Source organism: Adlercreutzia rubneri (assembly GCF_009755265.1).
Classification (GTDB): domain Bacteria; phylum Actinomycetota; class Coriobacteriia; order Coriobacteriales; family Eggerthellaceae; genus Adlercreutzia; species Adlercreutzia rubneri.
The window spans coordinates 177096-202139 of the sequence record NZ_WPOO01000001.1; the positions used below are offsets into that span (position 1 = coordinate 177096).

Consider the following 25044-nt stretch of genomic DNA (forward strand, 5'->3'; position numbering starts at 1 on the left):
GCCCACGGCGCCGCGAAGGTGAGCGTCATCCACGTCCGGGCGCAGCCCAAGGCGAACAGATAGGGGATCATCTGCTCCAGATTGTCGAGGCGGCGCTTCTCGCGCAGTGCGGGTGTCTTTTCCATGGGGCCATTATAGCGGGTTGCGTTCATTGCGCCTCGGTTCGTCGGGAAACAGGGCCTTCCCCCATGCGCCACCGCCCCGCCGGCAGGGAGGGAGGCCGGCGGGGCGACAGGTGGGGGAGGGTTATCAGAGCTACAGGGCTGCCACGTAGCGTCCGGTGACGTAGCCGGAGGTGATGGCGCGCCCGATGGAGAGGCCCTCGACGTCCATGGGATAATCCACGCCGCCATAGAACTGGCCCGAGGCGTTGCCCACGGCGAACAGGCCCTCGATGGGTGCGCCCTCGGTGCCGAGGCACTGCTGGTTCTCGTTCACCGTGAGTCCGCCGAGTACGGCCGGCACGGAGTTCGCGCCGCGGGGCACCGCGAAGAACGGCCCCTGCTCGATGGGAACCAGATAGTCGGCGCGCTTGCCGAACTTCCCATCGGCCCCGGTCGCGCACAGCTCGTTGTAGGCCTCGATGGATGCGACGATGGTCTGCTCGTCGATGGGGTCGATGTGCCACTCCTCGGCTTCCATGTAGGCGTTGATGTTGGCCGCCAACTCGGCGAAGGTCTCGCCCTTGACGAACTGATCCTCCGAGGGAATCTTCATGTTGCCCACGCCGAACTTCACCTCGTTGGGATGGGCTGCGGCCCACTGCTCGCCAATCTCGACCCAGTTCGCCGGCATGATGGTGAAGAACTTCGCCGCCATGGGGTTCTGGAAATCGTACTCCTCGAGGTACCCGCGCATGAGGTTGTTCAGGTAGGCGAAGGACAGAACTTCATTCATGAAGCGCTCTCCGTGGATGTCCAGGTTCAGGAAGGGCAGCTCCAGACGGGTCAGCGCACCGCCGCCGTGAACCATCTTCGAGTGGTTCACCGGCGTCATCTGCGCCCCGGCCCAGATGCCGGCCATCATGCCCATGCCGTCGCGGAAGGGGCTCATGGTCTTGAAGCCTCGCAGGTCGGGACAGTAGTAATCGCGCATTTCCTGGTTGCCGGAGCAGTCGCCGGAGGCGAGGATGACGCCTTTGGCGGCCTTGAAGAGCACGTTGCCCTCCTCGGTCTCGCAGATCACGCCGGCCACGCGCTCCCCCTCCTTGTACAGCTGCACGGTCGGGGAGTTGAAGAAGAACTCCACGCCCTCGGCGGCTACCGCATCGCAGACGGCCAGGGCCGCGTCGTTGTGGGCGCCTTCCAAGTGGTTGTAGGTGTTCGCGTGCAAGTAGTAGGTGTAGCCGTTGTACTCGCGCTCGGAATCGTAGGGCTTCGACTCGGCGCCGCCCTCGGCCGCCGTGTCCGCCCACCAGGTAACGGCCTCGTAGGAGTTGCGGGCCCACGCTTCCAGCAGCTTGCGGTTCGAGCGGTAGGCATTTTTCTCCATGAGGAAGGCGACGCAGGCCTGGATGCCGGCCTCGTCGGTCTTGGTGGTGTCCACCGAGGCGCCCATGTTGCCCGTCGTCTGGGCGGTTCCGATGTTCTGAACGCAGGCCACCTTGGCGCCGGCGGCTACGGCGGAATGGGCCGCGGACAGGCCCGACTCGCCGGCACCTACGACAACGACGTCGTACTCGCGGGTGTCTGCGAAGTCGGTAATGGGCTCGGGAGCTTGCAGGAAGGCGGGCAGCCCGGCATCGGCAGAGCCGGTATCCGCGAGCGTGGCCGTCTCCGCGGCGGTTTTCGGGGCGCAGCCCGCAAGGGCGCTCGCTCCCACGACTCCGGCGGCGGCCAGTCCGGTGAACTTGAATAAATCGCGACCGGTGACTTCCATGATGACCCTCCTGAACGACGGGCGGCTTCTTCGAACCGCGCTCCCTTCGCGCTCGGCTGGTGGAACCGTCCTCTTCGGCTCTGTCCGATTGCCGAGCGCTGCTGACGGGTTGCATCATGGCCCGGTTCGCAAAACCGCGCATCGGGCCGATCGACGAAATTGGGTTAAATGCCTAACCCAAGGCATAACCCAGAGCGTGACCTGGGAAGATGGGTCGTCCTGAACGGTGACATAGCGAATCAAATAACTCGCAAGATTTTGGAAATAGTTGGAAGTTTCGAGCAGAGTGATGTTGCGAGATCGGAAGTAGTTGGGAGTTTCGGGTGTGTTTCGAAGCAAATTGCCTGCAATGGGTCGATTTGCTGCTCGAAATTCCCGACTATTTCTCTCGTGATGTCCGAAACCCTTAACTAATTCCTTCGCATTGCTCGAAACTCTGATCTAATTCCTGACTGACTTGCCCGTTAGCTCTAAATACGCGCTCGTAGTAAAAGAGCCGGCATTATGCCGGCTCTCTAAGTTCTGGTCGGGTTGACAGGATTTGAACCTGCGGCCCCTTGACCCCCAGTCAAGTGCGCTACCAAACTGCGCCACAACCCGTTGGTGCTTTTGAGCTCTCGCTCAAACAGCTTTGCTATGATAACCCGACCGCAACGCCTTTGCAAGAGGAAATTTTCCGAATGGTTCTTCGCCTCTCTTTTGTTCGACAAAGCCACCGGTGATAATCCCAGCATCCCGAGAGTGTGCATATTAGTGCGTACGGAAAAGCTTCGATGCCAGTTTAGCGACAAGCCCGAATTAAGTATCCGTTCTTAAGGTTATAGGACTCCTGATCCCCGCCGCATTAAGCTTCCGAGGCGGGGAAGCGCCGATACTCTCATAGGAAGACTCGATAACTCGGGTTTTGCTGTCGTGGTAGGCTATGCCAAAACGAGCAGTATCCGGCGACAGAGCCGGGAAAATGCAACGAGGAGGTTCCCATGGAAGTTATCGTCGCACCCGAGCCGATGGATTACGAGATTCGCGGGATGTACCGGTTCGCCACGTTGCGGGAGGACTCGGGTCTTGCCGAGGCCGTGCGCGGGCGCTGGCCCGAGAACCCGCGGCTGCTCATGATCGCGGCCGAGCCGGATAACGACACCTATACCGAGAACCTCGCCATGGATCTGGCCACGGCGCTGGTGAAGGCCGATCTTCCGGTGGGGGAGCTGCGCGTGCTCCAGCGCGAGACGGCCGACGTTGCGGCCCAGCTTATCGCCGGTGCCGATGTCATCGTGCTCGCCGACGGGGAAGGGGACGATGCCGATGCGCAGCGCGAGGCGTTCTTCGCCGAGTTGGGCGTGCCGGCCCTGCTCGTCGACCTCAAAGAAGGCGCCGTGGTCATCGCGCTTTGCGAGGCGGCGCGCGACGCCATCGGCTAGCTGAGGCGCCCTTGACGATTTTGTGCCGCTTTGGCATTGGCCGGGTAACTGCCGCCCGGATGCGTCATCATGGCCCCTTCGTTCATCGACAATAGATGCGTAAACACCCGCATCGACGCCATGAGAAGGGAGGCGCCCGTGAACAGAGACGCGCTGGTCGTCGGTTTGGCGCTGTTCGCCATGTTCTTCGGCGCCGGCAATCTCATCTTCCCGCCGTACCTCGGCATGGAGTCGGGCACGCTCTGGCCGCTCGGCCTGGCATGCTTCGTGTTCTTCGACGTGGTGGTCTCCTGCGTGGGCGTCTTCGCCATCAACAACGCGGGGGGCTCCATCCTCTCAATCCAAAATGCCCTGGGCAAGAAGGCCGGCCTGGCGCTGAACACCGCCGCCATTCTGTGCGTGGGCATGCTCATCGCCCCGCCGCGCTGCGCCGCCACCACCTTCGAGATGGCCATCGCGCCCTGGTTCGGCGATGCTATCGGGCTCTTGCCGTTCTCCGTCGCGTTCTTCGCCGTGGTGCTCTTGCTGACGCTTAAGCCCACGCGCATCATCGATGTGGTGGGCAAGGTGCTCACGCCGCTTCTCGTGGCCGGCATCGTGGTCATGGTCATCGCCGGCATCGTGAACCCGCTGGGACCTGTGGGCTCTCCCGAGACGGACACCGTCGTCGCCGACGGCGTGCTCGCGGGCTATCAGACTATGGACATCCTCGCGGTCGTCGGGTTCTCCATCCTCGTGCAGGAATCGGTGCGGGCGGCCGGCTACGGCGAGAAGCGCGATCAGATGCGCGTTACGGCCCGGGCGAGCCTCGTGGCCTGCGTGCTGCTCGCCGTCATCTACGGCGGTCTCACCTACTTGGGCGCCACGTCCGCCAGCGTCGTGCCGCACACGGTCAGCCAGGCCGAGCTCATCACCATGATCGTGTGGAAGCTCATGGGGGAGGCCGGCGTGGCGGTGCTGGGCGTCGTCGTGGGCCTGGCCTGCCTCACCACGGCCATCGGGCTGTGCGGCGCCACGGCCGATTACGTCGAGCGCGTCACCATGCGCCGGGTGAGCTATCGGGCGGCCCTTATCATTGTGGTCGTGGCGGCATTGCTCATCTGCAATCTCGGACTTACGAACATCATCGCCCTGGCGAGCCCGATTCTCTCGGTGGTCTGCCCGCCGTTCATGACGACGGTGGTGCTCTTGCTGTTTCGCAAGCACCTGCGGGGCACCTGGGTGTTCAAGGGCGCGGCGCTCGCCGCCGTGGCAGCGAGCCTCCTCCTCACGGTGCACGATCTCACCGGGGCCTTCGCTTTCGTCGAGGCGGCGCCTTTGTACGCTTACGGTTTCGCGTGGCTCTTGCCGTCGCTGGTCGGCGGCGCGGCCGGCGCCCTTCTGGGCCGACGGTTCGATTCGGCCGCGAGCGGATGAGTTCTCGCAAAAATTGATCAAATGCATAATTACGATGACCCTTTTACCGAGTATTGCTCATGAGTCGGGGGAAGGAGGCGCGATTACCTGCGCCTCCTTTGCTATGGTAGGGGGCAAGATCCGAGGGATCTCGCCTAACCGCAGAAAATATGAGGCTGCGGAAAGGCCGATATATTAGGTTAGGAGGATCCTGAATGGAGTTCAGTTTCGGACTGATGGGCTTCCTTATCGTGTTCCCCCTCATTGTGGCCGCCGCGCTCTTGTTCGTGCGGCAGGAGGGGCCGCGCCGCGTCATCGTCTGCGTGTCGGGCGTTGCCATCGCGCTGGCGTCGGTCGTTCTCGTGGTCGTGAACCTGGGGGCGAGCTGCACGCTCTTCGCGTTTGAGAGCATGGCCATCGACTTTATCTGCACGGGCATCTCCGTGGCCATCGCGGCGGTCATCGTGTGGTTCGCCGTGCGCTACAAGAACCTGTGGGCCGCCGTGCTCGCGGGCGTGCAGGTAGTCGGCACGCTCATCCTGGAGTTCATGTTCTCCCACGGCATCGAGGTGCCCTACGGCCTGTACTTCGACTCGCTCTCGCTTCTGATGACCTTCATCGTCGGCGTGGTGGGAAGCGGCATCTGCATCTACGCTCTGGGTTACATGGAGGATTTCCAGGCCCACGAGCCTGAAGGGGCGCCGGATCGCCGCCCGATGTTCTTCGCGCTGATGTTCGTGTTCCTCTCCGCCATGTACGTCATCGTGTTCTCCAACAATATGGAGTGGATGTTCACCGGCTGGGAAGTGACAACGCTCTGCTCGTTCCTCCTCATCGGCTACACCCGCACCGAGGAGGCCATTGCGAACGCCTTCCGCCAGATCATCATGAACCTGGCCGGCGGCATTGGCTTTCTGGTGGCGCTGTGGTGCTGCGCGCTCACGGTGGGAACTTTCTCGTTCTACGAGTTCCTCGTCATCGGCCAGAACAACCCGGCCCTGACCACCTTGGCCGTCACCGCGCTGGCCTTCGCGGGCATCACCAAGGCGGCGCAGATGCCGTTCCAGACCTGGCTTCTGGGCGCCATGGTGGCCCCCACGCCCACCTCGGCGCTGTTGCACTCCTCCACCATGGTGAAGGCCGGCGTCTTTCTGCTGGTGAAGCTGGCGCCCGTGCTCCACGTGTCGCCGGCGCCGGCGGTCATGGTCATGCTCGTGGGCGGCATCACCTTCGCGCTGTGCTCGTTCATGGCCATCTCGCAGTCCAACGCCAAGCGCGTGCTGGCCTATTCCACCATCGCCAACTTGGGCCTCATCACGGCCTGCGCCGGCGTGGGCACCGCCGAGGCGGTGTGGGCCGCGTGCTTCCTCATCCTGTTCCATGCCATCGCGAAGTCGCTCCTGTTCCTGTGCGTCGGCACCGCCGAGCACCACATCGGCAGCCGCGACATCGAGTCCATGGACCTTCTGTTCGACCGCATGCCGCGCCTGGCCCGCTTCATGATGCTCGGCATCATGTGCATGTTCATCGCGCCCTTCGGCATGCTGCTCGCCAAGTGGGCCACGCTCGTGTCCTTCGTGGACACCCGCCAGGTCGCCCTCATCATCATCCTGGCCTTCGGCAGCGCCGCCACGTTCATGTTCTGGGCCAAGTGGCTCGGCAAGCTCTCCGGCATCGCCGGCGAGCCGGAGAACGTGGAGATCACGGTGAAGCCGACAGAATGGGCGGCGCTGCTTCTTATGGCCTGCCTGCTCGTGCTGGCCTGCGTGTTCCTGCCGCTCATCTCCGGCACCCTCGTCGAGCCCTACGTGGCCAGCGTCTACGGCATGCTCGGCCAGGACATCGCCACGGACAACCTGTGGCTCGCCTCCATCTGCACCGTTATCGTGGTGGCCGTGCTGTTCGCCGGCCTTGGAACCAAGCAGAAATCGCGTCGGGCGAACGTCTATCTGGCCGGCATCAGCCGCGACAACGACTCCCGCGCCTTCCAGAACTCGCTGTCGGGCACCACTGAGGCCACGACGCGCAACTGGTACATGGAATCCGTGTTCGGCGAGGCCCGCATCGCGCCGGTCGGCGTGGCGTTCAACACGCTCATCATGGCCGCCGCGTTCGTCGTCGCCATCATCGCGGGCCCGATGGGCTTTTAGGAAGGGTGTGATCTCATGACTTTGCTTACGACACTCATCGGCACCCTCCTGTTCGCCGTGGCAGGCCCCGTCATCGGGTGCCTCCTGGCCGGTCTCGACCGCATCATCTCGGCCCGCATGCAGGGCCGCGTGGGGCCGCCGCTTCTGCAGCCCTACTACGACGTGCGCAAGCTCTTCGAGAAGGAGCGCGTCTCCGTCAACTCCGTGGAAGGCGTCTACGTGGCCTGCGCGCTGCTGTTCGCGCTCATCGCCGGCGGCATCTTCTACTCCGGCGGCAACCTGCTTCTGTGCGTGTTCGTCATCACGCTGTCGAGCCTGTTCTTCATCATGGCCGCCTACTCCACGCGCAGCCCCTACGCCGAGGTGGGCGCGGCTCGCGAGACGCTGCAGGTGATGAGCTACGAGCCCATGGTGCTGCTCATGGCCGTGGCCTTCTTCCAGGCCGCAGGCTCCTTCGACGTGGCCGAGGTGTTCCAGCTCAACCACCCGATCATCTGCACCATTTGGCTCGTGTTCTTGGGCGTCCTCTTCATCCTCACCATCAAGCTGCGCAAGTCGCCCTTCGACCTGTCCATGTCGCATCACGCCCACCAGGAGATCGTGCGCGGCATGACCACCGAGATGAGCGGGCCTACGCTCGGCATGGTGGAGATCATGCACTGGTGCGAGAACGTGCTCTTCCTCGGCTGGATCGGCATGTTCTTCCTGTGGGCGAACCCCGTCTCCGTTCTGGTCGCCATCGTCATCGTGCTTCTGGTGTACTTCCTGGAGATCTGGATCGACAACAACTTCGCGCGTGTGAAGTGGCAGTTCATGTTCAAGTCGGCGTGGCTCGTGGCCCTTATCGCCGGCGGCGTGAACGTCGCGTTCCTCGCGTTTCTGTAAGGAGGTAGGCACATGGCATTCGCATCGAAATCGCCCTGGGTCATCCACTACGACGGCTCCAGCTGCAACGGCTGCGACATCGAGGTCTTAGCGACGCTGTGCCCCGGCTTCGACGGCGAGCGGTTCGGCGTGGTGAACACGGGCAATCCCAAGCACGCCGACATCTTCCTCGTCACCGGCAGCGTGAACGAGCAGAACATCGGCGTCGTCCGCGAGATCTACGACCAGATGCTCGAGCCCAAGGTGGTCGTGGCCTGCGGCATCTGCGCCTGCACCGGCGGGGTCTTCCACGACTGCTACAACGTCATCGGCGGCGTGGACAAGGCCATCCCCGTCGATGTGTACGCCCCGGGCTGCGCCGTGCGCCCGGAGCAGATCATCGACGCCGTGGTGGCCGGCGTGGCGAAGCTCGACGAGAAGTCGGCGGCCCTGGCCGCTGCCAAGAAGGGAGCGTGAGAAATGACGACCTTTGAGCAGACCTTCGAGGAGCTGCCGCTGGCCGGCGTGCACGACTTGGCGGCCGCGCGCCATGCCGAGGGCTGGCGCTACGTGCAGATTCTCGCCGTCAACACCGAGGAGGGCATCGATCTCGTCTACTCCTACATGAAGGACGGGCATCTCGCCAACTTCAACGTGAGCGGCGTGAAGCAGACGGACGTGGTGCCCTCCATCACCGATCTGTACCTGGAGGCCTTCGTCTGCGAGAACGAGATCCACGACCTGTTCGACGTGGCCATCAGCGACATTGCCATCGACTTCGGCGGCATGTTCTACCAGCTGGCGGAGAAGGCCCCCATGACCGTGGTGAGCCCCGAGCAGCTGGCGGCGCGCGAGAAGGCGAAGAAGATCGCCGCGGCCAAGGCCGCCAAGGAGGCGAAGGCGGCCGCGCCGGCCGAGGCGCCAACCGGCCCCACCGAGAAGGAGATCCAGGCGAAGATCGCCGGGCTCGACCCTGAGAAGGCCGCGAAAGTGAGGGCGGCCATGGAGGCCAAGGCCAAGAAGGCCGCGGCTGCCGCCCCGGCGCCCGCTGGCCCCACGGAAGAGGAGATCGAGGCCAAGATAGCGGGTCTGGATCCGGAGAAGGTCGCGAAGGTGCGCGCCGCTATGGAAGCGAAGGCCCGAAAGGCCGCGGAAGGGAAGGGGGAGTAGCATGAGCAAGGCAACCGTCATTCCCTTCGGGCCCCAGCATCCGGTGCTCCCGGAGCCTTTGCACCTCGATCTGGTGGTGCAGGACGAGACCGTCGTGGACGTGCTCCCGCAGATCGGGTTCGTGCACCGCGGCCTGGAGAAGCTCGTGGAAACCCGCGACTACAACCAGTTCATCTACATTGCCGAGCGCATCTGCGGCATCTGCGCCATGGGACACTCCCTCGGCTATGCCGAGACCGTCGAGTCACTCATGGGCGTGGAGGTGCCCAAGCGCGCCGAGTATTTGCGCGTCATCTGGCACGAGCTGTCCCGTATCCACTCGCATCTTTTGTGGCTGGGCCTTGCCGCCGACGCCTTCGGCTTCGAGTCGATGTTCATGCACTGCTGGCGTTTGCGCGAGCGCGTGCTCGACCTGTTCGAGAAGACCACCGGGGGACGGGTCATCCTGTCCGTGGTGAAGGTGGGCGGCGTGGTGCGCGACATCGACGCGAGCCAGATGGCCGAGATCGTCTCGGTGCTCGACGGTATCAAGGGCGAGTACACGCAGATCATGAACACGCTGCTCACGGACACCTCGGTGAAGAACCGCACCGTGGGCGTGGGCCACATCACTACCGAGGACGCGGCGGCGCTTTCCATGGTGGGGCCTTTCGCCCGCGCTTCCAACCTGCCCTACGACGTGCGCTCCTTCGGGCGCGGCGCCTACGGCGATCTGGCGGACTTCGCTCCCATCACGGCCACCGAGGGCGACTGCTACGCCCGCGTGAAGGTGCGCTGTCTGGAGGTGCTCCAGTCCATCGAGATCATCAAGGAGCTCGGCGCGAAGATCCCCGCCGGCGACATCGAGGTGGCGGTGAAGGGCGCGCCCGCCGACGGCGCCCAGGCGTCCAACGTGCTGGAGCAGCCCCGCGGCGAGTGCTACTACTACGCCCGCGGCAACGGCTCGAAGAACCTGGAGCGCATGCGCATGCGCACGCCCACCTCGCAGAACCTCGCCGGTATGACCGTGGCCCTGAAAGGGTGCGACTTGGCCGACGTCAACATGATCATCCTGACCATCGACCCCTGCATCAGCTGCACGGAAAGGTAGGCGGATATGGGAAGCTTCAAACTGGGCGGCATGACCTTCGGCTCTCTGTTCAAGAAGCCCGAGACCGTGCTGTACCCCTTCGAGCAGAAACCGGCCCCGGCGGGGCTCAAAGGGCATATCGAAAACGATGCGAGTGCGTGCATTCTGTGCGGCATCTGCGCCAAGAGCTGCCCGGCCGACGCCATCGCGGTGGAGAAGAAGGAGCGCACCTGGGCCATCGATCCGTTCCGCTGCGTGCAGTGCGGTACCTGCGTGCGCGTCTGCCCCAAGCACTGCCTGACCATGGATCCCGCCTACACGCCCATCGCCACCGCGAAATCCTGCCGCGTGGTGCATGTCCCCGACCCGAAGGCGGCGGTGACGGAATCGTAAGCTTAACCGCTCGTTAAGTTTCGTGGTGAGTCTGAGAAGGGCTTGCCGCTCTGCTAAAATATGCCGTTATCGGCACGTGCGCCGGACCCTCGTCGAGGGTCCGGTTTTTGTAGGGAAGGAGCAGGACGCCTCATGGTCGAAGGGCAGCGAGATGGGGAAGAGATCCCCGAGCAGGTGACAAGCGAGATCTTCACGGCGGCCAACGTCGTCTCCTTCGTGCGCCTGTGCCTCGTGCCCGTGTACCTGTGGCTGCTGCTCTCCGGCTTCAACCTGGCCGCCACCCTCGTCTTCGCTGCGGCTGCCGCCAGCGACTTCATCGACGGACAGCTGGCCCGGCGCACCCATACGGTATCGAAGTTGGGGCAGATCCTCGATCCGGCGGTGGATCGCATCCTCATGATCACCGGCGTCCTCGGCGTGTTCCTCGTCGGCCGCATTCCCCTGTGGGTGATCGTCGTCGTGGTGCTGCGCGACGCCTACCTGCTCATCGGGGGCGCGTGGCTTCTGTCGCGCTACCGCATCCGCGTGCCCGTCGTCTATCCGGGGAAGTTCGCCACGACGTTTCTGTTTATCGGCTTTGCCGGGCTTCTCTTGAACGCGCCGCTCATCCCCGGTTTGGGCTGGTGCGACATCTCCTGGTTGCCCGGGTTCAACGGCGAGGCCGTCTCCTGGGGCATCTGGTTCATCTACGCGGGGCTCATCCTGTCTCTTGGCGTCACTATCTACTACACCGTGGCGGCGGCGCGCGCCCTGGCCGCCGAGCTGAGACACCGCAAGGAGGCCGCTTCGGAAAGTTCGAGCGCCCATGGCGACGCGTAGGCCCTCCGACGAGCGTCCGAGCAGCGAGGAGCGCCGTGCGCGGGCGCGGGCCGAGCGGCGCATCGTCATGCCTTCGAACCGCGTTTCTCGTCCGAAGGGCACCGTTCGATCGTCCTCTTCCGCAACAGCGCAGTCTTCCTCTGCTCGACCCTCCTCATCCGCATCTCGTCCGTCGGCGCGGGCCGCAACAAGACCGAAGAGCTCTTCGAAGGCAGTAACCCCGCACAGCGGTGGCGCGGCCGCCGGCGCGACGGCGAAGCGCGCTGGCGGCGCGACGACGGCGCGCCGTGCCGCATCTCCGTCGAATCGTTCTCGCGCCACGGTTTCGCAGGCCAAGGCTCCGCGCAACTTCGGCGCCCCGCGAGGCGCGAGTGCGGGCCGTGCCGGAATTGCGAGCCGTCCTGCCGCCAAGCGCCGTTCCCTCGGGCCCCGCATTGCCCTGGCGGCAGTGCTGGCGCTTTTAGCGCTCGTCGGCGGCGCCTGGGCCATCGACGGCGCGGTCAACGGCTCCCGCATCTACGATGGCGTGTCGGTGGGCGCGGTGGATGTCTCCGGCATGACCGAGGAGGAGGCCCGTCGCGCCGTGAGCTCCTTCTACGAGCCTCGCGTTGCCGATGGCCGGGCGCTTATCTTCGCCAGCGAGGAGGCCCGCGACACCCTTGATGTGGAAAGCGAGCTTGCCGAACAGGACGCCCAGGCCGAGCAGCTCTCTTTAGAGGAGGCCCGGGCCAACAAGCAGGTGTGGGTCGCCGAGAGCGGCACGCTGGGCGCGAGGCTTTCCGTGAGCGAGCTGGTCTCCCGCGCCTTCGCCGTGGGCCGAGACGGCGGTCTTGCGGAGCGTATGGAGGCGGCGCGCAACGGCGTTTCCGTCGACGTCGCCCTTTCCTTCGACGAGGAGGCCTTGGAGGCGCTGTGCTCCTCCATCGATGAATCTGCCGGCGAGCCGCGCCTCGATTACGGCATCGCCATCGAGGCGGGCGCGGTGTCGGTCACGGAGGGCCACGGCGGCAAGGCCGTCGACCGCGCCTCGGTGGCCCGTCAGCTCTCCGAGGGCTTTCTCGGCGAGGCACCCGGCAAGGTCGTCATCGTGGCGACGCCCGACGAGGCGGACGTGCGCATCGGCGCCGATGAGGCCGCTCGGGTCGCCGACGAGGTCCAGGCGGCCCTCGATCGGGGCTGCACCTTCTCCTTCGAGCAGACCGAGTGGCCGCTGGGGGCGGCGGATCTGGGCGCGTGGGTGCGCACCCGGGTGGAAGAGCGGGAGGAGGGCTTCGCCCTGGTTCCCTACCTTGACGAGACCGAGGCGGCCTCGGGGCTGCTCGGGCTCATTCGCGACGCGGGCTACACCTCGGCGGCCACGGTGTCGTTCGACGTCGATGGCGGCGAGGTGTGGGTCAGCGCCCGCGAGGGCTCGCGCTATCCCCATACCGCCGATGCGGCAGCGCAGGCCCAAAGCGCCCTGTTCGGCAGTGAGGCGGCCGGCTCCGACACCCCTTCCATCGCCATCCAATGGGGCGAGGCTCCGTCCCGGACTACCTTCGACGAAGCGCTCGAGATGGGCCTTATCGCCCCGATCTCCTCGTTCACGACCGAGTACAACGACAGCCCCGCTACGGCCAATCGACGTCACAACATCCATACGGCGGCCGACTTGCTGAACAATTCCATCGCCCGGGCCGACGGAGGGGAGTGGTCGTTCAACGACACGGTGGGCGAGGCGAACGAGGAGGCGGGCTTCCAGGCGGCGCACGCCATCATCAACGGCGAGTACGACGACGCCATCGGCGGCGGTATCTGCCAGGTGGCCACCACGGTGTTCAATGCGGTCTACGAGGCGGGCTATCCCGTGACCGAGCGGCGCAACCACTCGCTCTACATCTCCAGCTACCCCACGGGCCGCGACGCTGCCATCGCGTACCCCGACCTCGACCTCACATGGGTCAATGACGGCACTTCGGATGTTTTGATGCGCTCGCGCTACACCGATTCCAGCCTAACCGTTACACTGTACGGTATCGATCCGGGCTACGTGGTCTCCACGCAGACCGGCGACTGGGAGACCGGAGAGCCCTTCAAGAAGCGCACCAAAGTCGACGAGAGCGAGCCTGAAGGCACGCGCTATGTCAAGACCGCCGGGGCCGACGGGCGCAGCGTGACTGTGCACCGCACCGTCCGCGACCGCGCGGGCAACGTGCTTCACGAGGAGGATTTCACCTCCAACTACGCCCCCATCGACGAGGTGACCGTCGTGGGGCCGAATACGCCGACACGCGAGAGAGAAGATGCCGATAAGGAAGCTACGGACAAGGAGGAAGCCAGTGTACTTTCAACCGGAGATTGAGACGATGCCCCGCGAGGAGCTGCGCGAACTGCAGCTCGAGCGCATGCGGGAGTCGTTGCGCAACGCCTACGAGAACGTGCCGCTGTACCGCGAGCGCTTCGATGCGGCGGGCGTGACCCCCGACGACCTTGAGAGCCTCGAGGACATCGCCAAGTTCCCCTTCGTGGTGAAGCAGGACATGCGCGACAACTACCCCTTCGGCATGTTCGCCCGCGAGAACGCCGACGTGGCCCGCATCCACGCCTCCTCGGGCACTACGGGCCAGGCGACGGTGGTGGGGCATACCGCCAACGACCTCGCGAACTGGGGCGACTGCTTCGCCCGCGGCATCGCCATGGTGGGCGGCGACGAGAACTCCACCATCCAGGTGTCCTACGGCTACGGCCTGTTCACGGGCGGTCTGGGGGCGCATGCCGGCGGCGAGGCCATGGGCTGCACCGTCATCCCCACCTCGTCGGGCAACACCAAGCGCCAGGTGCAGATGCTCAAGGACTGCAAGACCGACATCCTGGCCTGCACCCCCTCCTACGCCCTGCTCATTGCCGACACGGCCATCGAGATGGGCTATGACCCGGCCACCGAGTTCCAAATCTCCGGCGGCATCTTCGGCGCCGAGCCCTGCTCGGAGAACATGCGTCAGGAGATCGCCGACAAGCTGGGCATTCAGTACTGCGATGTGTACGGCCTCTCCGAGATCATGGGCCCCGGCGTGGCCATGGAATGCGCCGAGCGCGGCGGTCTGCACATCGCCGAGGACCAGTTCTACTGCGAGATCATCGATCCCGAGACGCTGGAGGTCCTCCCCGACGGCGAGGTGGGCGAGCTCGTCATCACGACGCTCACCCGCGAGTGCTCGCCGATGATCCGCTACCGCACCCGCGACGTCACCACCATCAACGCCGAGCCGTGCGCGTGCGGGCGCACCCATCGCAAGATCGGGCGTCTTCTGGGCCGCACCGACGACATGCTCATCATCCGCGGCGTGAACGTGTTCCCGTCCCAGATCGAGCAGGTCATCACCGAGTTCCCGGAGATCGCCACCCAGTACCAGATCATCCTCACCATGAACGGCCCGCTCGACCATGTGGAGCTGCAGGTGGAAACCGAGCCCGACTTCCCGATCGACGAGGTGCGCCGCCTGGAGGACCTGCGCAACCGTCTGGCCGCGGCCCTCAAGAGCAACCTGCAGGTGGCCGTCGACATCAAGTTCGTGGAGCCCAAGACCATCGCGCGCTCCGAGGGCAAGGCCAAGCGCGTCATCGACCTGAGAGGGGAGAACCAGTAATGATTTCGCAGCTCACCGTTTTTCTCGCCAATGAGAAGGGGCGCCTCGCCGCGGCTTGCCGCACGTTGGCCGATGCCGACATCAACATGAAGGCCCTGTTCATCGCCGACACCGCCGATTTCGGCATCGTCCGCATCTTCTGCGACACGCCCGCTCGCGCGGTGGAGGTGCTGGGGCAGGCGGGCTTCCGCGCCTCGCTCACGCCGGTCATCGCCGTGTCCGTCGAGGATGCTCCCGGCACTTTGGCCGATCTTCTCGGATTCTGCCAAGGGGCCTCGATGAACATCGAGTACGGCTACTGCTTCTGCACCGCCGACGGCAAGGCCGTCGACGTGCTGAAGATCGAGGGCGACGGTGCCGAGGCGGTTCTCGCCGAGGCGGGCTTCGCCGTTCTGGCTCCGGAAGAGGTTTACTGCGTTGACCCTGCTTAGCCCCATCGAAAACGGCAGTGCGCACCAAGGAGGCGCCCGTCTGTCAAGGCGGGCGCTCGGCTTCGCTTTGGCTCTGCTGCTTGCGCTGCCTTTGGGCGCGCCGGCACGGGCCTTCGCCGACGTGCGCGGCACCGACGAGATCCTGGGTGCCTCCGTCGAGGCGCGCGGGCTGCCGGCGGTTGCCTGTCCGAATGTCACGGCGTCCTTCGCGCTGGTCATGGACGACGAGGGCACGGTGCTCTTCTCGCGGGGCGCCCTCGAGCGGTCGCACATCGCCTCCATCACCAAGATTATGACCGCCATCGTCGCGCTGGACTCCGGCGTGCCCCTGGACAGCACGGTGACGGTGAGCCAGGAGGCCGCGCAGGTGGGCGAGTCGTCGGCGAGTCTGTGGGCGGGCGACACGCTCACCCTTGAGGCGGCGCTCGCGGGACTCATGATCCCCTCGGGCAACGACGCTGCCATCGCCATCGCCGAGACGTTGGGCGAGGGGATGAAGACCGACGATTCGCAGACCGCCAACGAGGCCTTCGTGGCGGCCATGAACGCCAAGGCCGCCGAGCTCGGGATGACCGAGACGCTGTTCTCCAACCCCCATGGGCTCGACATCGGCGCCTATGACAACGAGATGTACAGCTGCGCCCGCGATGTCGCCCTCATGAGCGCCTACGCCATGGGAAACGAGACGTTCCGCTCCATCGTGTCGAAGGAGTCTGCCCAGATCACCGTCACGCGCGCCGACGGCAAGCCTCAGGTCATCGACCTTCAATCCACTGATCGTCTGCTCGGCACCTACGAGGGCGCCTGCGGCATCAAGACCGGCTACACCGAGGCGGCGGGCAATTCCTTCGCTGGCGCGTGCGACCGCGGCGACGGCCTTTTGTACGCCATCGTGCTGGGCTCGCCCTCCGAGGACGCGCGCTTCCAGGACACCGAGACGCTGTTCGACTGGGTCTACGACAACCGCGTGAGCTATGCGCTGGCCCACAGTCCCGAGACCGTGGCCTTTGCAGCCGACGGCGGCGCCGAGGTGCCGCTCATCGCCCGCGTGTCCCAGAGCGCCTGGCCGGACCGCACCGTGGCGGCCACCTTCGCCGATCCCTCGGCCGCCGTCGAGGTGTTCGCGCCCGAGGGCAATGTGAGCCAGGAGATCGTCGCCGAGGAGCTGACCGGTTCGGTGGCCGCGGGGGATGTCGTGGGCGTCGCCAACTTCTACCAGGGCAACGAGCTTGTCGCCACCCAGGACCTCATCGCCTGCGAGGATTCGCCGGCCCCCGGTTTTCTCGAGGGCATCGGCATTTGGTGGAACCGGCTGTGGGGCAACGACGCCCCGGCACCGACCGAGGTCGTCAACGAGACGCCCCTCATCTACAGCAAGTCATCCTCTCGCGAGGATCATCAGTCCGTTGCGGCCATCGCCGCAGGCGTCTCAGACGACGCTCCCGCCGACGGTGCCCGAAGCGGCGCGGGCGCGGGTGCCGCAGACGCCGCCAACGAGTAAGGAGGTGTGGGCCATGAGCGAGCGCTGCCCCGTTTGTTCCCACGAGATTTCACCGAACGACACCGTGTGTCCCACCTGCGGATTCAAGCTGCTCGGCGCCACGCAGGCCATGCAGCCGCTCGTCATGAGCGAGACGCCGGCCGCAACCGTTGAGGAGAGCGCCCCGGCCCGTGCGACGCTCAACGTCGTGCGCGGGCCGCAAGTGGGCATCAGCTTCGTGCTCACCGGCGAGCCCGTCACCATCGGCCGCAGTCCCCAGTGCACGATCTTCCTGAACGACATGACCGTCTCGCGCATGCACGCCACCATCGAGCAGGAGAACGGCTGCTACGTCATCCGCGACGCCAACTCGTTCAACGGCGTGTGGGTGAACAACGATTCCGTGGAGGCCCGTGCGCTGCGTCCGGGCGACTTCATTCAGATCGGCACCTTCTGCATGCAGTACGAGGAGAATTAGGGCCGCGGGCGCGACGGCGGCCGCCGAAGGGAGAGGAAGAGACATATGGAGCTGATGAGCGGCAACGAGGCCATCGCCCAGGGCGCCTGGGAGGCGGGCTGCACCATCGGCGTGGCCTACCCGGGCACGCCGTCGACGGAGACGCTGGAGGCCTTCGCCAAGAAGGAGGGCGTCTACGCCGAGTGGTGCGTGAACGAGAAGGTGGCCGTGGAAGTGGGCATCGGGGCCTCGGCCGCCGGCGCGCGGGTGCTCGTCACCATGAAGCATGTGGGCGTGAACGTGGCGGCCGACCCGCTGTTCACGGCCGCCTACACCGGCGTGGGCGGCGGCATGGTCATCTTGGCCGCCGACGACCCGGGCATGTACTCCTCCCAGAACGAGCAGGACTCGCACTACTACGCCCAGGCCGCCGCCATCCCGTGCCTCGATCCGGCCGATTCCGCCGAGGCCTTGCGCTTCACCCGCGAGGCCTACGATATCTCCGAGCGCTTCGACGTCCCGGTGATCATCCGCTCCAGCGTGCGCATCTCCCATACGAAGACGCCCGTCGAGGCGGGGGAGCGCGCCGAGGCGCCGGCAAGGCCCTATGAGAAGAATCCGGCGAAGTGGGTCATGATGCCCGCTTTCGCCAAGCCGCGCCGCCTCGTGCAGCTGGATCGCATCGATAAGCTGCGCCAGTGGGTGGAAACCTGCCCCTACAACGAGGTGATAGAGGGGAAGGGCACTGTGGGCGTCGTCTGCGCCGGCGCGGCCTACCAGCACGTGGCCGAGGCGCTCCCGGACGCGAGCATCTTCAAGCTCGGGGTCACCTGGCCCCTTCCCGCGGCCGCCCTGCGCGATTTCGCCGATTCCGTCGAAGCCGTGTACGTCGTGGAGGAGGGCTCGGAGTACCTCAAAGACGCCGTGCGGGCCTGCGGGGTGCCGGTGAGCGATACGCCGTGCCCTCTGCCGCGGGCAGGCGAGCTGTCGCCGGGGCTCGTGCGCGCGGCCTTCGGCCTTGAGCAGCCGTCCCATGCGCCGGCTGCGACCGATCTGCCGGGACGTCCTCCGGCGCTGTGCCCGGGATGCCCCCATCGCCTCGTGTTCAAGGAGCTCTCGAGGATGCGGGCCATCGTGACCGGCGACATCGGCTGCTATACCTTGGGCGCCCTGCCGCCGCTCTCGGCCATGGACACCACGGTGGACATGGGAGCCTCGGTCTCCATGGCCCACGGCTTCGAGCTGGCGCTGGCCGGCACGGAGCATCGTCCCATCGTCGCCGTCATCGGGGACTCCACATTCGCCCATTCGGGGTTGAGCTCGCTCATCTCCACGGTGTACAACCGCGGCGCCGGCACGGTGTGCGTGCTCGACAACCGCACCACCGCCATGACGGGGCGCCAGGGCAACCCCTTCAACGGCGTGACCCTGCAGAACCGGCCCAGCCGCGAGTTGAACATCGAGGCCGTGGTGGCTGCCCTCGGCGTCGAGGATGTGCGCGTGGTCGATCCCAACGACGCCGCCGCCGTGCGACGGGCCCTCAAGGAGGCCACGGGCAGCGACGACATCTCGGTCATCGTGTTTCGCTCGCCCTGCGTGCTGCTCGAGCGCCACGTAGAGCCGCCGCTGTTCGTGAGCGGCTCCTGCACGGCCTGCGGCGCCTGCGTGACCCTGGGCTGTCCGGCCCTCGGCCGCGACGAGACGGGACGTGCGCTCATCGATCCCGCGCTGTGCATCGGCTGCGGCCACTGCACCCAGTACTGCCGCTTCGACGCCATCGTCCAGGAATAGGAGGCCGTTCATGGAAAATGCCACTAAGACGGTGCTTTTGTGCGGTGTGGGCGGCCAGGGAACCATCCTCGCCGCCGATCTGCTCGCCTTCAGCTGCATGAAGGCGAATCTTCAGGTGAAGGTGTCGGAGATCCACGGCATGGCCCAGCGCGGCGGCGCCGTGACCACGGTGGTGCGCGTGGGCGAGGACGTGAAGTCCATGGTATCGGACGCGGGATGCGCCGATGTCGTCGTCGCCTTCGAGACCACCGAGGCCCTGCGCAATCTGCCCCAGCTCAAGGAGGGCGGCTCGCTCATCGTCAACGATGTGGCCATCCGGCCCCTGCCGGTGCTCACCGGTGCCGCCTCGATGCCCGAGAACGCCCGGGAGCGCCTGCGCGAGGCCGGGGCTCTGCTCATCGACGCCGACGCCATCGCGCGGGCGGCCGGCAATGCCAAATGCGCCAACGTGGTGCTCGTGGGGGCCTTGGCCGCACGCCTCGATATTCCCGTCGAGGTATGGGAGGAGACCGTGGCCGAGCGCGTGCCGCAGAAGACCGTCGAGGCGAACCTCGCCGCCCTGCGCGCGGGCCGCGCCGTCATCGAGAACGAGGAGGGAGAATAGCATGACCGTTTCCCAGATCAGCGTATTCGCCAACAGCCGCCCGGGGCACATGAACCGGGTGCTCGACCTCTTCGAGGGCGCCGGCGTTTCCGTGCGCGGCTTCTCCGCCGCCGACACGGGGGAGTACGGCATTCTCCGTTTCATCGTCGATAGGCCCGAGGCGGCCATGGAGGCGCTTAAGGATGCCGGCTGCGCTTGCGTCGTATCCCCGGTCATCTGCCTGAAGCTCGTCGATACGCCCGGCGAGCTCTCGCGGGTCATGGGCGTGCTCGCCAAATGCGGCATCAACGTGGTCTACAGCTATTCCATGATCTCCACCTACATCGTGCTCTCCACAAGCGAGCCGGAGCGCGCCCAGGCGCTTCTGGCCGACGAGCCGGTGGAGCTCATTTCCCAAGAGGACATCGCGCGCATCGTCGCCGAGCGCGCTGCGAAGGAGGCGTAAGGGCGCATGAGCGAGGCAATGGATTCCATCGACGTGACAAAGAAGGGCGCGGCGCTGGCCGCCGCCGAGGCGGGACGGTTCGACGCCCTGCCCATTTACAAGCCCGAGATCGAGTGCGCCTCCCGCGAGGACATCCGCGCCCTCCAGCTGGAGAAGCTGAAAGAGACCGTGGCCTACGCCTACGAGCGCGTGCCCTACTACCGTCAGAAGCTGGACGAGATGGGCGTGGCGCCGAGCGACATCCAGACGCTCGAGGACGTGCGCAAGCTCCCCTTCACCGATAAGGCCGTGCTGCGCGAGACCTTCCCCTTTGGCCTGTTCGCGGTGCCGCTGGACGACATCCGCGAGCTGCACTCCTCGTCGGGTACCACGGGAAAGCCGGTGGTGGTGGGCTACACCGACGACGACATGGACATGTGGAGCGAGTGCATCGCCCGCCTCGTGCAGATGGCCGGCGTCGTGCCCGGGGACATCGCCCAGATGGCCTTCGGCTACGGCATGTTCACCGGCGGCTTCGGCCTGCACTACGGGCTGCAGCGTCTGGGCTGCGCCATGATTCCCGCCGGCTCGGGCAACACCGAGCGCCATATCCAGATGATCGAGGACTACGGCACCACCGTGCTCGTGGCCACGCCTTCCTACGCCATGCACATCTGCGAGGTGGGGGAGAAGATGGGCTACGATTGGGAGAAGTCGCCTTTGCGCGTGGGCCTTTTCGGCGGCGAGCCCTGCCCGCCGGGCCTGAAAGCCGAGATCGAGCGGCGCATGCACATCGTCTGCACCGACAACTACGGCCTCACCGAGGTTATGGGGCCGGGGGTGTCCGGCGAGTGTCTGGCCGAGCGCTACCAGCAGCACATCGCCGAGGATCATTTCCTGTGGGAGGTCATCGATCCGGAAACCGGCGAGCCGGTGGGCGAGGGCGAGATGGGGGAGCTCGTGCTCACGCCCCTTTGCAAGCAGGGCATTCCGGTGCTGCGCTACCGCACCCACGACTTGACCGCCGTGCACACCGAGCCCTGCGCCTGCGGCCGTACGCTGGCCCGCATGGACAAGGTGCGCTCCCGCTCCGACGACATGCTCATCATCCGCGGCACCAACGTGTTCCCCTCGCAGATCGAGGACGTGCTCACGGGCATCGAGGAGGTCACGCCCCATTACCATATCATCGTGGAGACCCGCGGCGGCATGGACGCGCTCATCGTGGAGACCGAGCTGCGCCCCGAGGCCTTCCGCGACTCCTTCGAGGCCATGGACGCCCTGCGCGCCCGTATCGCCGAGAAGCTCAAGGGCACGCTGCTCGTGGCGCCGGAGGTGCGCCTGGTGGAACCCGGCGGCATCGAGCGCGCCATCGGCAAGGCCAAGCACGTCGACGACCGGCGCGAGAAGTAGCCCGGTTTTAAGACTGCGCCGGAAAGGTTTCATTGGCTATGACGGAAAGCGGAGCGACAGAGGCGACACCCGTCGTCGGCCGCTTCGCGCCGTCGCCGACCGGGCGCATGCACGCGGGCAACATCTACGCAGCGCTCATCGCATGGCTCGTGGCGAAGTCCCAGGGCGGGCACATGGTACTGCGTATCGAGGATCTCGACCGCGAGCGCTCGAAGAGCGTCTACATCGACCAGATCCAGCGTGATTTCGAGACCCTGGGACTCTTCTGGGACGAGGGGCCGTACTTCCAGCATGATCGCGACGAGGCCTATGCCGAGGCATTCGGGCGCCTTGAAGCCCGGGGGCTTTTGTACCCGTGCTTCTGCACGCGGGCCGACCTTCACGCCGCCTCGGCGCCCCACCGGGGCGAGAAGCTCGTCTATGCCGGCACCTGCCGCCATCTGTCGGACGCGGAGGTGGAGGCGCGCTGGGCAGCGGGACGCACGCCGGGCTGGAGAGTTGCCGTGGACAGCCGCACGATCGCCTTCGAAGACCTCGTTCAGGGATACTACGCGCAAAAGCTCGACCGCGACTGCGGCGACTTCCTCATACGCCGCTCCGACGGTGCGTTCGCCTACCAGCTGGCAGTGGTGGTGGACGATGCCGCCCAGGGCGTCAATTCAGTCGTGCGCGGCGTTGATCTGCTTTGCTCCACGCCGCAGCAGCGCTACCTCCAGGATCTTCTCGGGCTGCCGCACCCCGCCTATGCGCACGTTCCGCTGCTTGTGGCCGAGCAGAACCGGCGCCTCTCGAAACGCGATCGGGACGCGGCCTTAGACGAGCTGCTGGCCCGGTTCGGAAGTCCGCGAGCCGTCATCGGACATATCGCGGCGGTGGCGGGACTTGTTCCCGAAGAGGCGCCGACGACGCCGGAAGAGCTGCTGAAGGACTTCTCGCTGGAGGGTTTTCGCGACGGACTGCCCGATCTCGTGCAGATTCCCTGGCGCTCCTAAAGCAGGAGGGCGGCGGCGTAGAATGCGCCCAGAGCCACGTTCACGCTGCAGATCTGGCCCATGGCGCCGATACGCGTGGGCGCCGCGAGCGGATTTTTCCACAGGCCCATCATGAGGGGGTAGCAGCCGAGCGCCAAGAAGGGGAGCACGACGATGCCCCGGGGGAACCAGATGGCGACGATGGCGAGGATGGCGAGAACCCAAACGACCATGAGGGCATGGTAGAGGGCGCGCGCCCTTTCGCGGCCCAGCAGCACCGGCAGCGTGCGGCGGGAGGCCTCGATGTCCTTTTCGATATCGCAGGTGTTGTTCGTCATCATGATGAGGCCCACGCCGATGATCGTGGGCGTGGCCCAAAGGAGCGCCATGAACGTGAACGTGCCCGAGAGTACCTGGTAGCTTGCCAGCGGAATAAGACCGCCCATAACGATGCCGCTCACCGCCTCGCCGACGGGAAGGTAGGAGAGAGGCGTCTTGCCTCCGGAGTACATCACGACGATGACGGCTCCGATAAGCGCGATGACGAGGGGGACAGGACCCGCTTTCCAAATAACGTACAGGCCGAGCAGGAAGGCCACGGTCAGAAAGCCGATGGCCAGCCCGAGGGCCGAGCGCGGATTGACGTCGTTGTAGACGAGCACCGAGTCTGAGGCCTCCACGTTGTCCTCGGCTGTATCGGTTCCCTTGATGAAGTCGAAGTAGTCGTTGAAGGTGTTCACGGACGCCTGCATGAGGATGCAGATGAGGAGCAGAAGCCACGCCATGCCCACGTCCAGCGACCCGGTGTTGGCCAAGGCGCAGGCGGCGGCCACGAGCACGGGCATGATGGCCGCCGGCCAGGTATGGGGCGCGGCCAGTTGAAGAGCGAGGCGAGGGGAGAGGGGAGTCGTCGCTCCCCCGCTGTTCGTTTTTGTATGGGAACCCATGTTCGATTTCTCTTTTCGTCGCGAGAAGCATTGTCGATTACCTGGCATTATAGAAGAAGGGCGCCCCAATGGAGCGCCCTTCAAAGGGTTTGCGCGTTGACGGCGCGTTTAGTTGGTCATCAGCGCGGCCGCGATGTCGCCCGAGGTGGACGAGGCCGGCTCCCAGGTTCCGTCGACCTTGGTGTAGGTGATGGTGATGGGCTGGGTGGCCGCCAGCTCGACGCCGTCGAGGGAGCCGATGACGATCTCGCCGATCTTCTGGTTGATCTCGTCGTTGGAGAGAGCGGCAAGAGCATCGGGATCGGCGGTGACCTCGTCCACGGCCGTCTGCAGCGCCTGCAGGTAGCCGGTATAGCTCTTGCAAGTAAGGGTGATCTGGGCCGTGGCGCTGTCGCCGTCGACATTGATCGAGTCGATCGCGTAATCGAAGCCGCTCAGGTAGGACTTCATGAACTCGACGCCGTCGATGCCGTAGACCGAAAGCTGGCTCATGTCGATGGACTCGGAGAACTCGTTGACGAACGCGTCGTCGATGTTCTTAATGCTGTCCAGTTCGGACGCGAGCGATGCGCGGATGGCGTCTTCATCGCTCGTGCCGCCCGAGCAACCGGCCAACCCGACCATTCCAATGGAAAGCGTCAAAAGAGCAGCGAGAACCACTAGAAAACCCTGTATAGTTGATCGTGATTTCGATTTTACATAATCCATATTATCAGCCTTTCTTGTCAATCTTTTCAGAAGCCCTCCAACTTGAAACATTTTACCGTATATGGAAGGTGTTTAGCCCCAGGCATTGCCGCTGCCGCCGGATGGCTGCGCGGTGATGGTGGCGCCCTCGCCGAGGATCGAGGTGAAGTCTCCCGTTTGCATGGCCTCCATGAGCACGGGCATCATGAGCGCGATGCCGACGATGTTGACGATGAGCGCAATGGCGCTGATGGCGAGACCCCAGATAAGCGTCTGGCGTACCGTGGCGGCATAGACCTTCTGGCGACCATCGACATCGTCTATCACGTGCTTGATCTTAACGAAGCCGACAATGGCGCAGACGAGGCCCACCGTGCTCAGCATCACGCCGCCGATGATGAAGGAGACTGGACCTGCAATGGCGGCTACCGTCGAGAGCGTGCGGGCGGATTTCAGGTCGGCGTCGATGAGCGCCCGTCTCTGATCCTGCGAGGGCTCCGTCGACGGCTCGGGTCGCTGGGGATTTTCGGGAGTCGTCTCCGGAGCTCCCAGCTGCTGGGGCTCGGGCGTTTCTTCGGGTTTCGAATCGCGGTGATCGGTCATAAAGGACACTCTTTCTAGGAAAGGCCGCTGCTTCCGAAGCCCTGCGCTCCGCGCGAGCTCTCGGGAAGCTCATAAGTGTTATGTAAAGTAATGGTGGGGGTAGCGATGATCACGAGTTGGGCGATGCGCTCGCCCTTTTCGTAATTGAACACCTCCGTTGGATCGAGATTGATGAGCGGCACCTTGATCTCCCCCCGGTAGCCGCTGTCTATGAGGCCCGGGGCGTTCACGATGGAGATGCCCTGTCGTGCCGCCAGGCCGCTTCGGGGAATGATGAGCCCCGCATAGCCCTCGGGAACGGCCAAGGCGATACCGCAGGGCACGAGTGCCCGCTCGAAGGGCAAAAGCGTGCCGCCCTCGGCGGCGCGCAAATCGAGACCCGCATCGCCCGGACGGGCGTAGGCGGGCGCTTCCAGGGTCTCGTCGAGCTGCTTGAAAAGAACGTCCATGG

24 protein-coding genes and 1 tRNA gene are annotated in these 25044 nt (G+C 65.3%); 19 read left to right on the forward strand and 6 right to left on the reverse strand.

The window, feature by feature from the left end:
• Positions 1 to 255: 255 nt before the first annotated feature.
• Together GO707_RS00765 and GO707_RS00770 are read right to left on the reverse strand one after the other, a co-directional pair.
• Positions 256 to 1878 (reverse strand): FAD-dependent oxidoreductase, encoded by a 1623-nt coding sequence (locus GO707_RS00765; RefSeq protein WP_157011580.1) that lies wholly within the window; start codon positions 1876 to 1878, stop codon positions 256 to 258.
• Between the two features lie 523 nt (positions 1879 to 2401).
• A tRNA-Pro gene (locus GO707_RS00770) sits at positions 2402 to 2478 on the reverse strand.
• Positions 2479 to 2858: 380 nt separating this feature from the next.
• Here GO707_RS00770 and GO707_RS00775 point away from each other — a divergent pair.
• The 19 genes from GO707_RS00775 to gluQRS all read left to right on the forward strand — a co-directional run bounded on the left by GO707_RS00775 (position 2859) and on the right by gluQRS (position 22377).
• The gene (locus GO707_RS00775) at positions 2859 to 3299 is read left to right on the forward strand and encodes a hypothetical protein (protein WP_114548367.1); all 441 of its coding nucleotides are present in this window, start codon (positions 2859 to 2861) and stop codon (positions 3297 to 3299) included.
• A gap of 138 nt (positions 3300 to 3437) precedes the next feature.
• The gene (gene brnQ / locus GO707_RS00780) at positions 3438 to 4715 is read left to right on the forward strand and encodes a branched-chain amino acid transport system II carrier protein (RefSeq protein WP_198160962.1); all 1278 of its coding nucleotides are present in this window, start codon (positions 3438 to 3440) and stop codon (positions 4713 to 4715) included.
• Between the two features lie 194 nt (positions 4716 to 4909).
• Positions 4910 to 6844 (forward strand): NADH-quinone oxidoreductase subunit 5 family protein, encoded by a 1935-nt coding sequence (locus GO707_RS00785; RefSeq protein ID WP_157011582.1) that lies wholly within the window; start codon positions 4910 to 4912, stop codon positions 6842 to 6844.
• Positions 6845 to 6859: 15 nt separating this feature from the next.
• Complete coding sequence (locus tag GO707_RS00790; RefSeq protein ID WP_157011584.1) at positions 6860 to 7729, forward strand: complex I subunit 1 family protein; 870 nt, start codon at positions 6860 to 6862, stop codon at positions 7727 to 7729.
• 12 nt (positions 7730 to 7741) lie between these two features.
• Positions 7742 to 8185 (forward strand): NADH-quinone oxidoreductase subunit B family protein, encoded by a 444-nt coding sequence (locus GO707_RS00795; protein ID WP_022739881.1) that lies wholly within the window; start codon positions 7742 to 7744, stop codon positions 8183 to 8185.
• Positions 8186 to 8188: 3 nt separating this feature from the next.
• Entirely contained in the window at positions 8189 to 8878 is a 690-nt protein-coding gene (locus tag GO707_RS00800; RefSeq protein ID WP_157011586.1) for an NADH-quinone oxidoreductase subunit C, read from the forward strand.
• 1 nt (position 8879) lies between these two features.
• Positions 8880 to 9968 carry a hydrogenase large subunit gene (locus tag GO707_RS00805; protein ID WP_114539079.1) on the forward strand — a complete coding sequence of 363 codons (1089 nt, stop codon included), beginning with the start codon at positions 8880 to 8882 and terminating at the stop codon, positions 9966 to 9968.
• A 6-nt stretch (positions 9969 to 9974) separates the two neighbouring features.
• Positions 9975 to 10340: a 4Fe-4S binding protein gene (locus GO707_RS00810; protein WP_022739884.1), complete on the forward strand. Its 366-nt coding sequence runs from the start codon at positions 9975 to 9977 to the stop codon at positions 10338 to 10340.
• Between the two features lie 132 nt (positions 10341 to 10472).
• Positions 10473 to 11159, forward strand: a complete 687-nt coding sequence (locus GO707_RS00815; RefSeq protein WP_157011588.1) for a CDP-alcohol phosphatidyltransferase family protein — start codon at positions 10473 to 10475, stop codon at positions 11157 to 11159.
• A complete protein-coding gene (locus GO707_RS00820; protein WP_157011590.1) occupies positions 11146 to 13500 on the forward strand; it encodes a VanW family protein in 2355 nt (784 codons plus the stop codon). The genes GO707_RS00815 and GO707_RS00820 overlap by 14 nt, the downstream gene beginning before the upstream one ends.
• Positions 13478 to 14785, forward strand: a complete 1308-nt coding sequence (locus tag GO707_RS00825; protein ID WP_227069518.1) for a phenylacetate--CoA ligase family protein — start codon at positions 13478 to 13480, stop codon at positions 14783 to 14785. Before GO707_RS00820 ends, GO707_RS00825 begins: the two co-directional genes overlap by 23 nt.
• Positions 14785 to 15216, forward strand: coding sequence for an amino acid-binding protein (locus GO707_RS00830; protein WP_157011594.1), 432 nt, complete (start codon positions 14785 to 14787; stop codon positions 15214 to 15216). The genes GO707_RS00825 and GO707_RS00830 overlap by 1 nt, the downstream gene beginning before the upstream one ends.
• A complete protein-coding gene (locus GO707_RS00835) occupies positions 15203 to 16717 on the forward strand; it encodes a D-alanyl-D-alanine carboxypeptidase family protein (protein WP_232325477.1) in 1515 nt (504 codons plus the stop codon). The genes GO707_RS00830 and GO707_RS00835 overlap by 14 nt, the downstream gene beginning before the upstream one ends.
• A gap of 13 nt (positions 16718 to 16730) precedes the next feature.
• Entirely contained in the window at positions 16731 to 17174 is a 444-nt protein-coding gene (locus tag GO707_RS00840) for an FHA domain-containing protein (RefSeq protein WP_157011597.1), read from the forward strand.
• Between the two features lie 45 nt (positions 17175 to 17219).
• A complete protein-coding gene (locus GO707_RS00845; RefSeq protein WP_157011599.1) occupies positions 17220 to 18944 on the forward strand; it encodes a thiamine pyrophosphate-dependent enzyme in 1725 nt (574 codons plus the stop codon).
• A 10-nt stretch (positions 18945 to 18954) separates the two neighbouring features.
• The gene (locus tag GO707_RS00850) at positions 18955 to 19548 is read left to right on the forward strand and encodes an indolepyruvate oxidoreductase subunit beta (protein ID WP_157011601.1); all 594 of its coding nucleotides are present in this window, start codon (positions 18955 to 18957) and stop codon (positions 19546 to 19548) included.
• 1 nt (position 19549) lies between these two features.
• Complete coding sequence (locus tag GO707_RS00855; protein WP_114548358.1) at positions 19550 to 19993, forward strand: amino acid-binding protein; 444 nt, start codon at positions 19550 to 19552, stop codon at positions 19991 to 19993.
• Between the two features lie 6 nt (positions 19994 to 19999).
• A complete protein-coding gene (locus tag GO707_RS00860; protein WP_227069521.1) occupies positions 20000 to 21385 on the forward strand; it encodes a phenylacetate--CoA ligase family protein in 1386 nt (461 codons plus the stop codon).
• 38 nt (positions 21386 to 21423) lie between these two features.
• Positions 21424 to 22377, forward strand: a complete 954-nt coding sequence (gene gluQRS, locus GO707_RS00865; protein ID WP_157011603.1) for a tRNA glutamyl-Q(34) synthetase GluQRS — start codon at positions 21424 to 21426, stop codon at positions 22375 to 22377.
• Here gluQRS and GO707_RS00870 read toward each other — a convergent pair.
• The 4 genes from GO707_RS00870 to dut form a co-directional block, all read right to left on the reverse strand.
• Positions 22374 to 23303 (reverse strand): prenyltransferase, encoded by a 930-nt coding sequence (locus GO707_RS00870; protein WP_157011605.1) that lies wholly within the window; start codon positions 23301 to 23303, stop codon positions 22374 to 22376. The genes gluQRS and GO707_RS00870 overlap by 4 nt on opposite strands.
• Positions 23304 to 23411: 108 nt before the next feature.
• Positions 23412 to 23963 carry a hypothetical protein gene (locus GO707_RS00875; RefSeq protein ID WP_147270627.1) on the reverse strand — a complete coding sequence of 184 codons (552 nt, stop codon included), beginning with the start codon at positions 23961 to 23963 and terminating at the stop codon, positions 23412 to 23414.
• 120 nt (positions 23964 to 24083) lie between these two features.
• A complete protein-coding gene (locus GO707_RS00880) occupies positions 24084 to 24593 on the reverse strand; it encodes a hypothetical protein (protein WP_114548354.1) in 510 nt (169 codons plus the stop codon).
• A gap of 14 nt (positions 24594 to 24607) precedes the next feature.
• On the reverse strand, positions 24608 to 25042 hold the full coding sequence (gene dut, locus GO707_RS00885; RefSeq protein WP_157011607.1) for a dUTP diphosphatase: 435 nt from the start codon (positions 25040 to 25042) through the stop codon (positions 24608 to 24610).
• Positions 25043 to 25044: the final 2 nt, after the last annotated feature.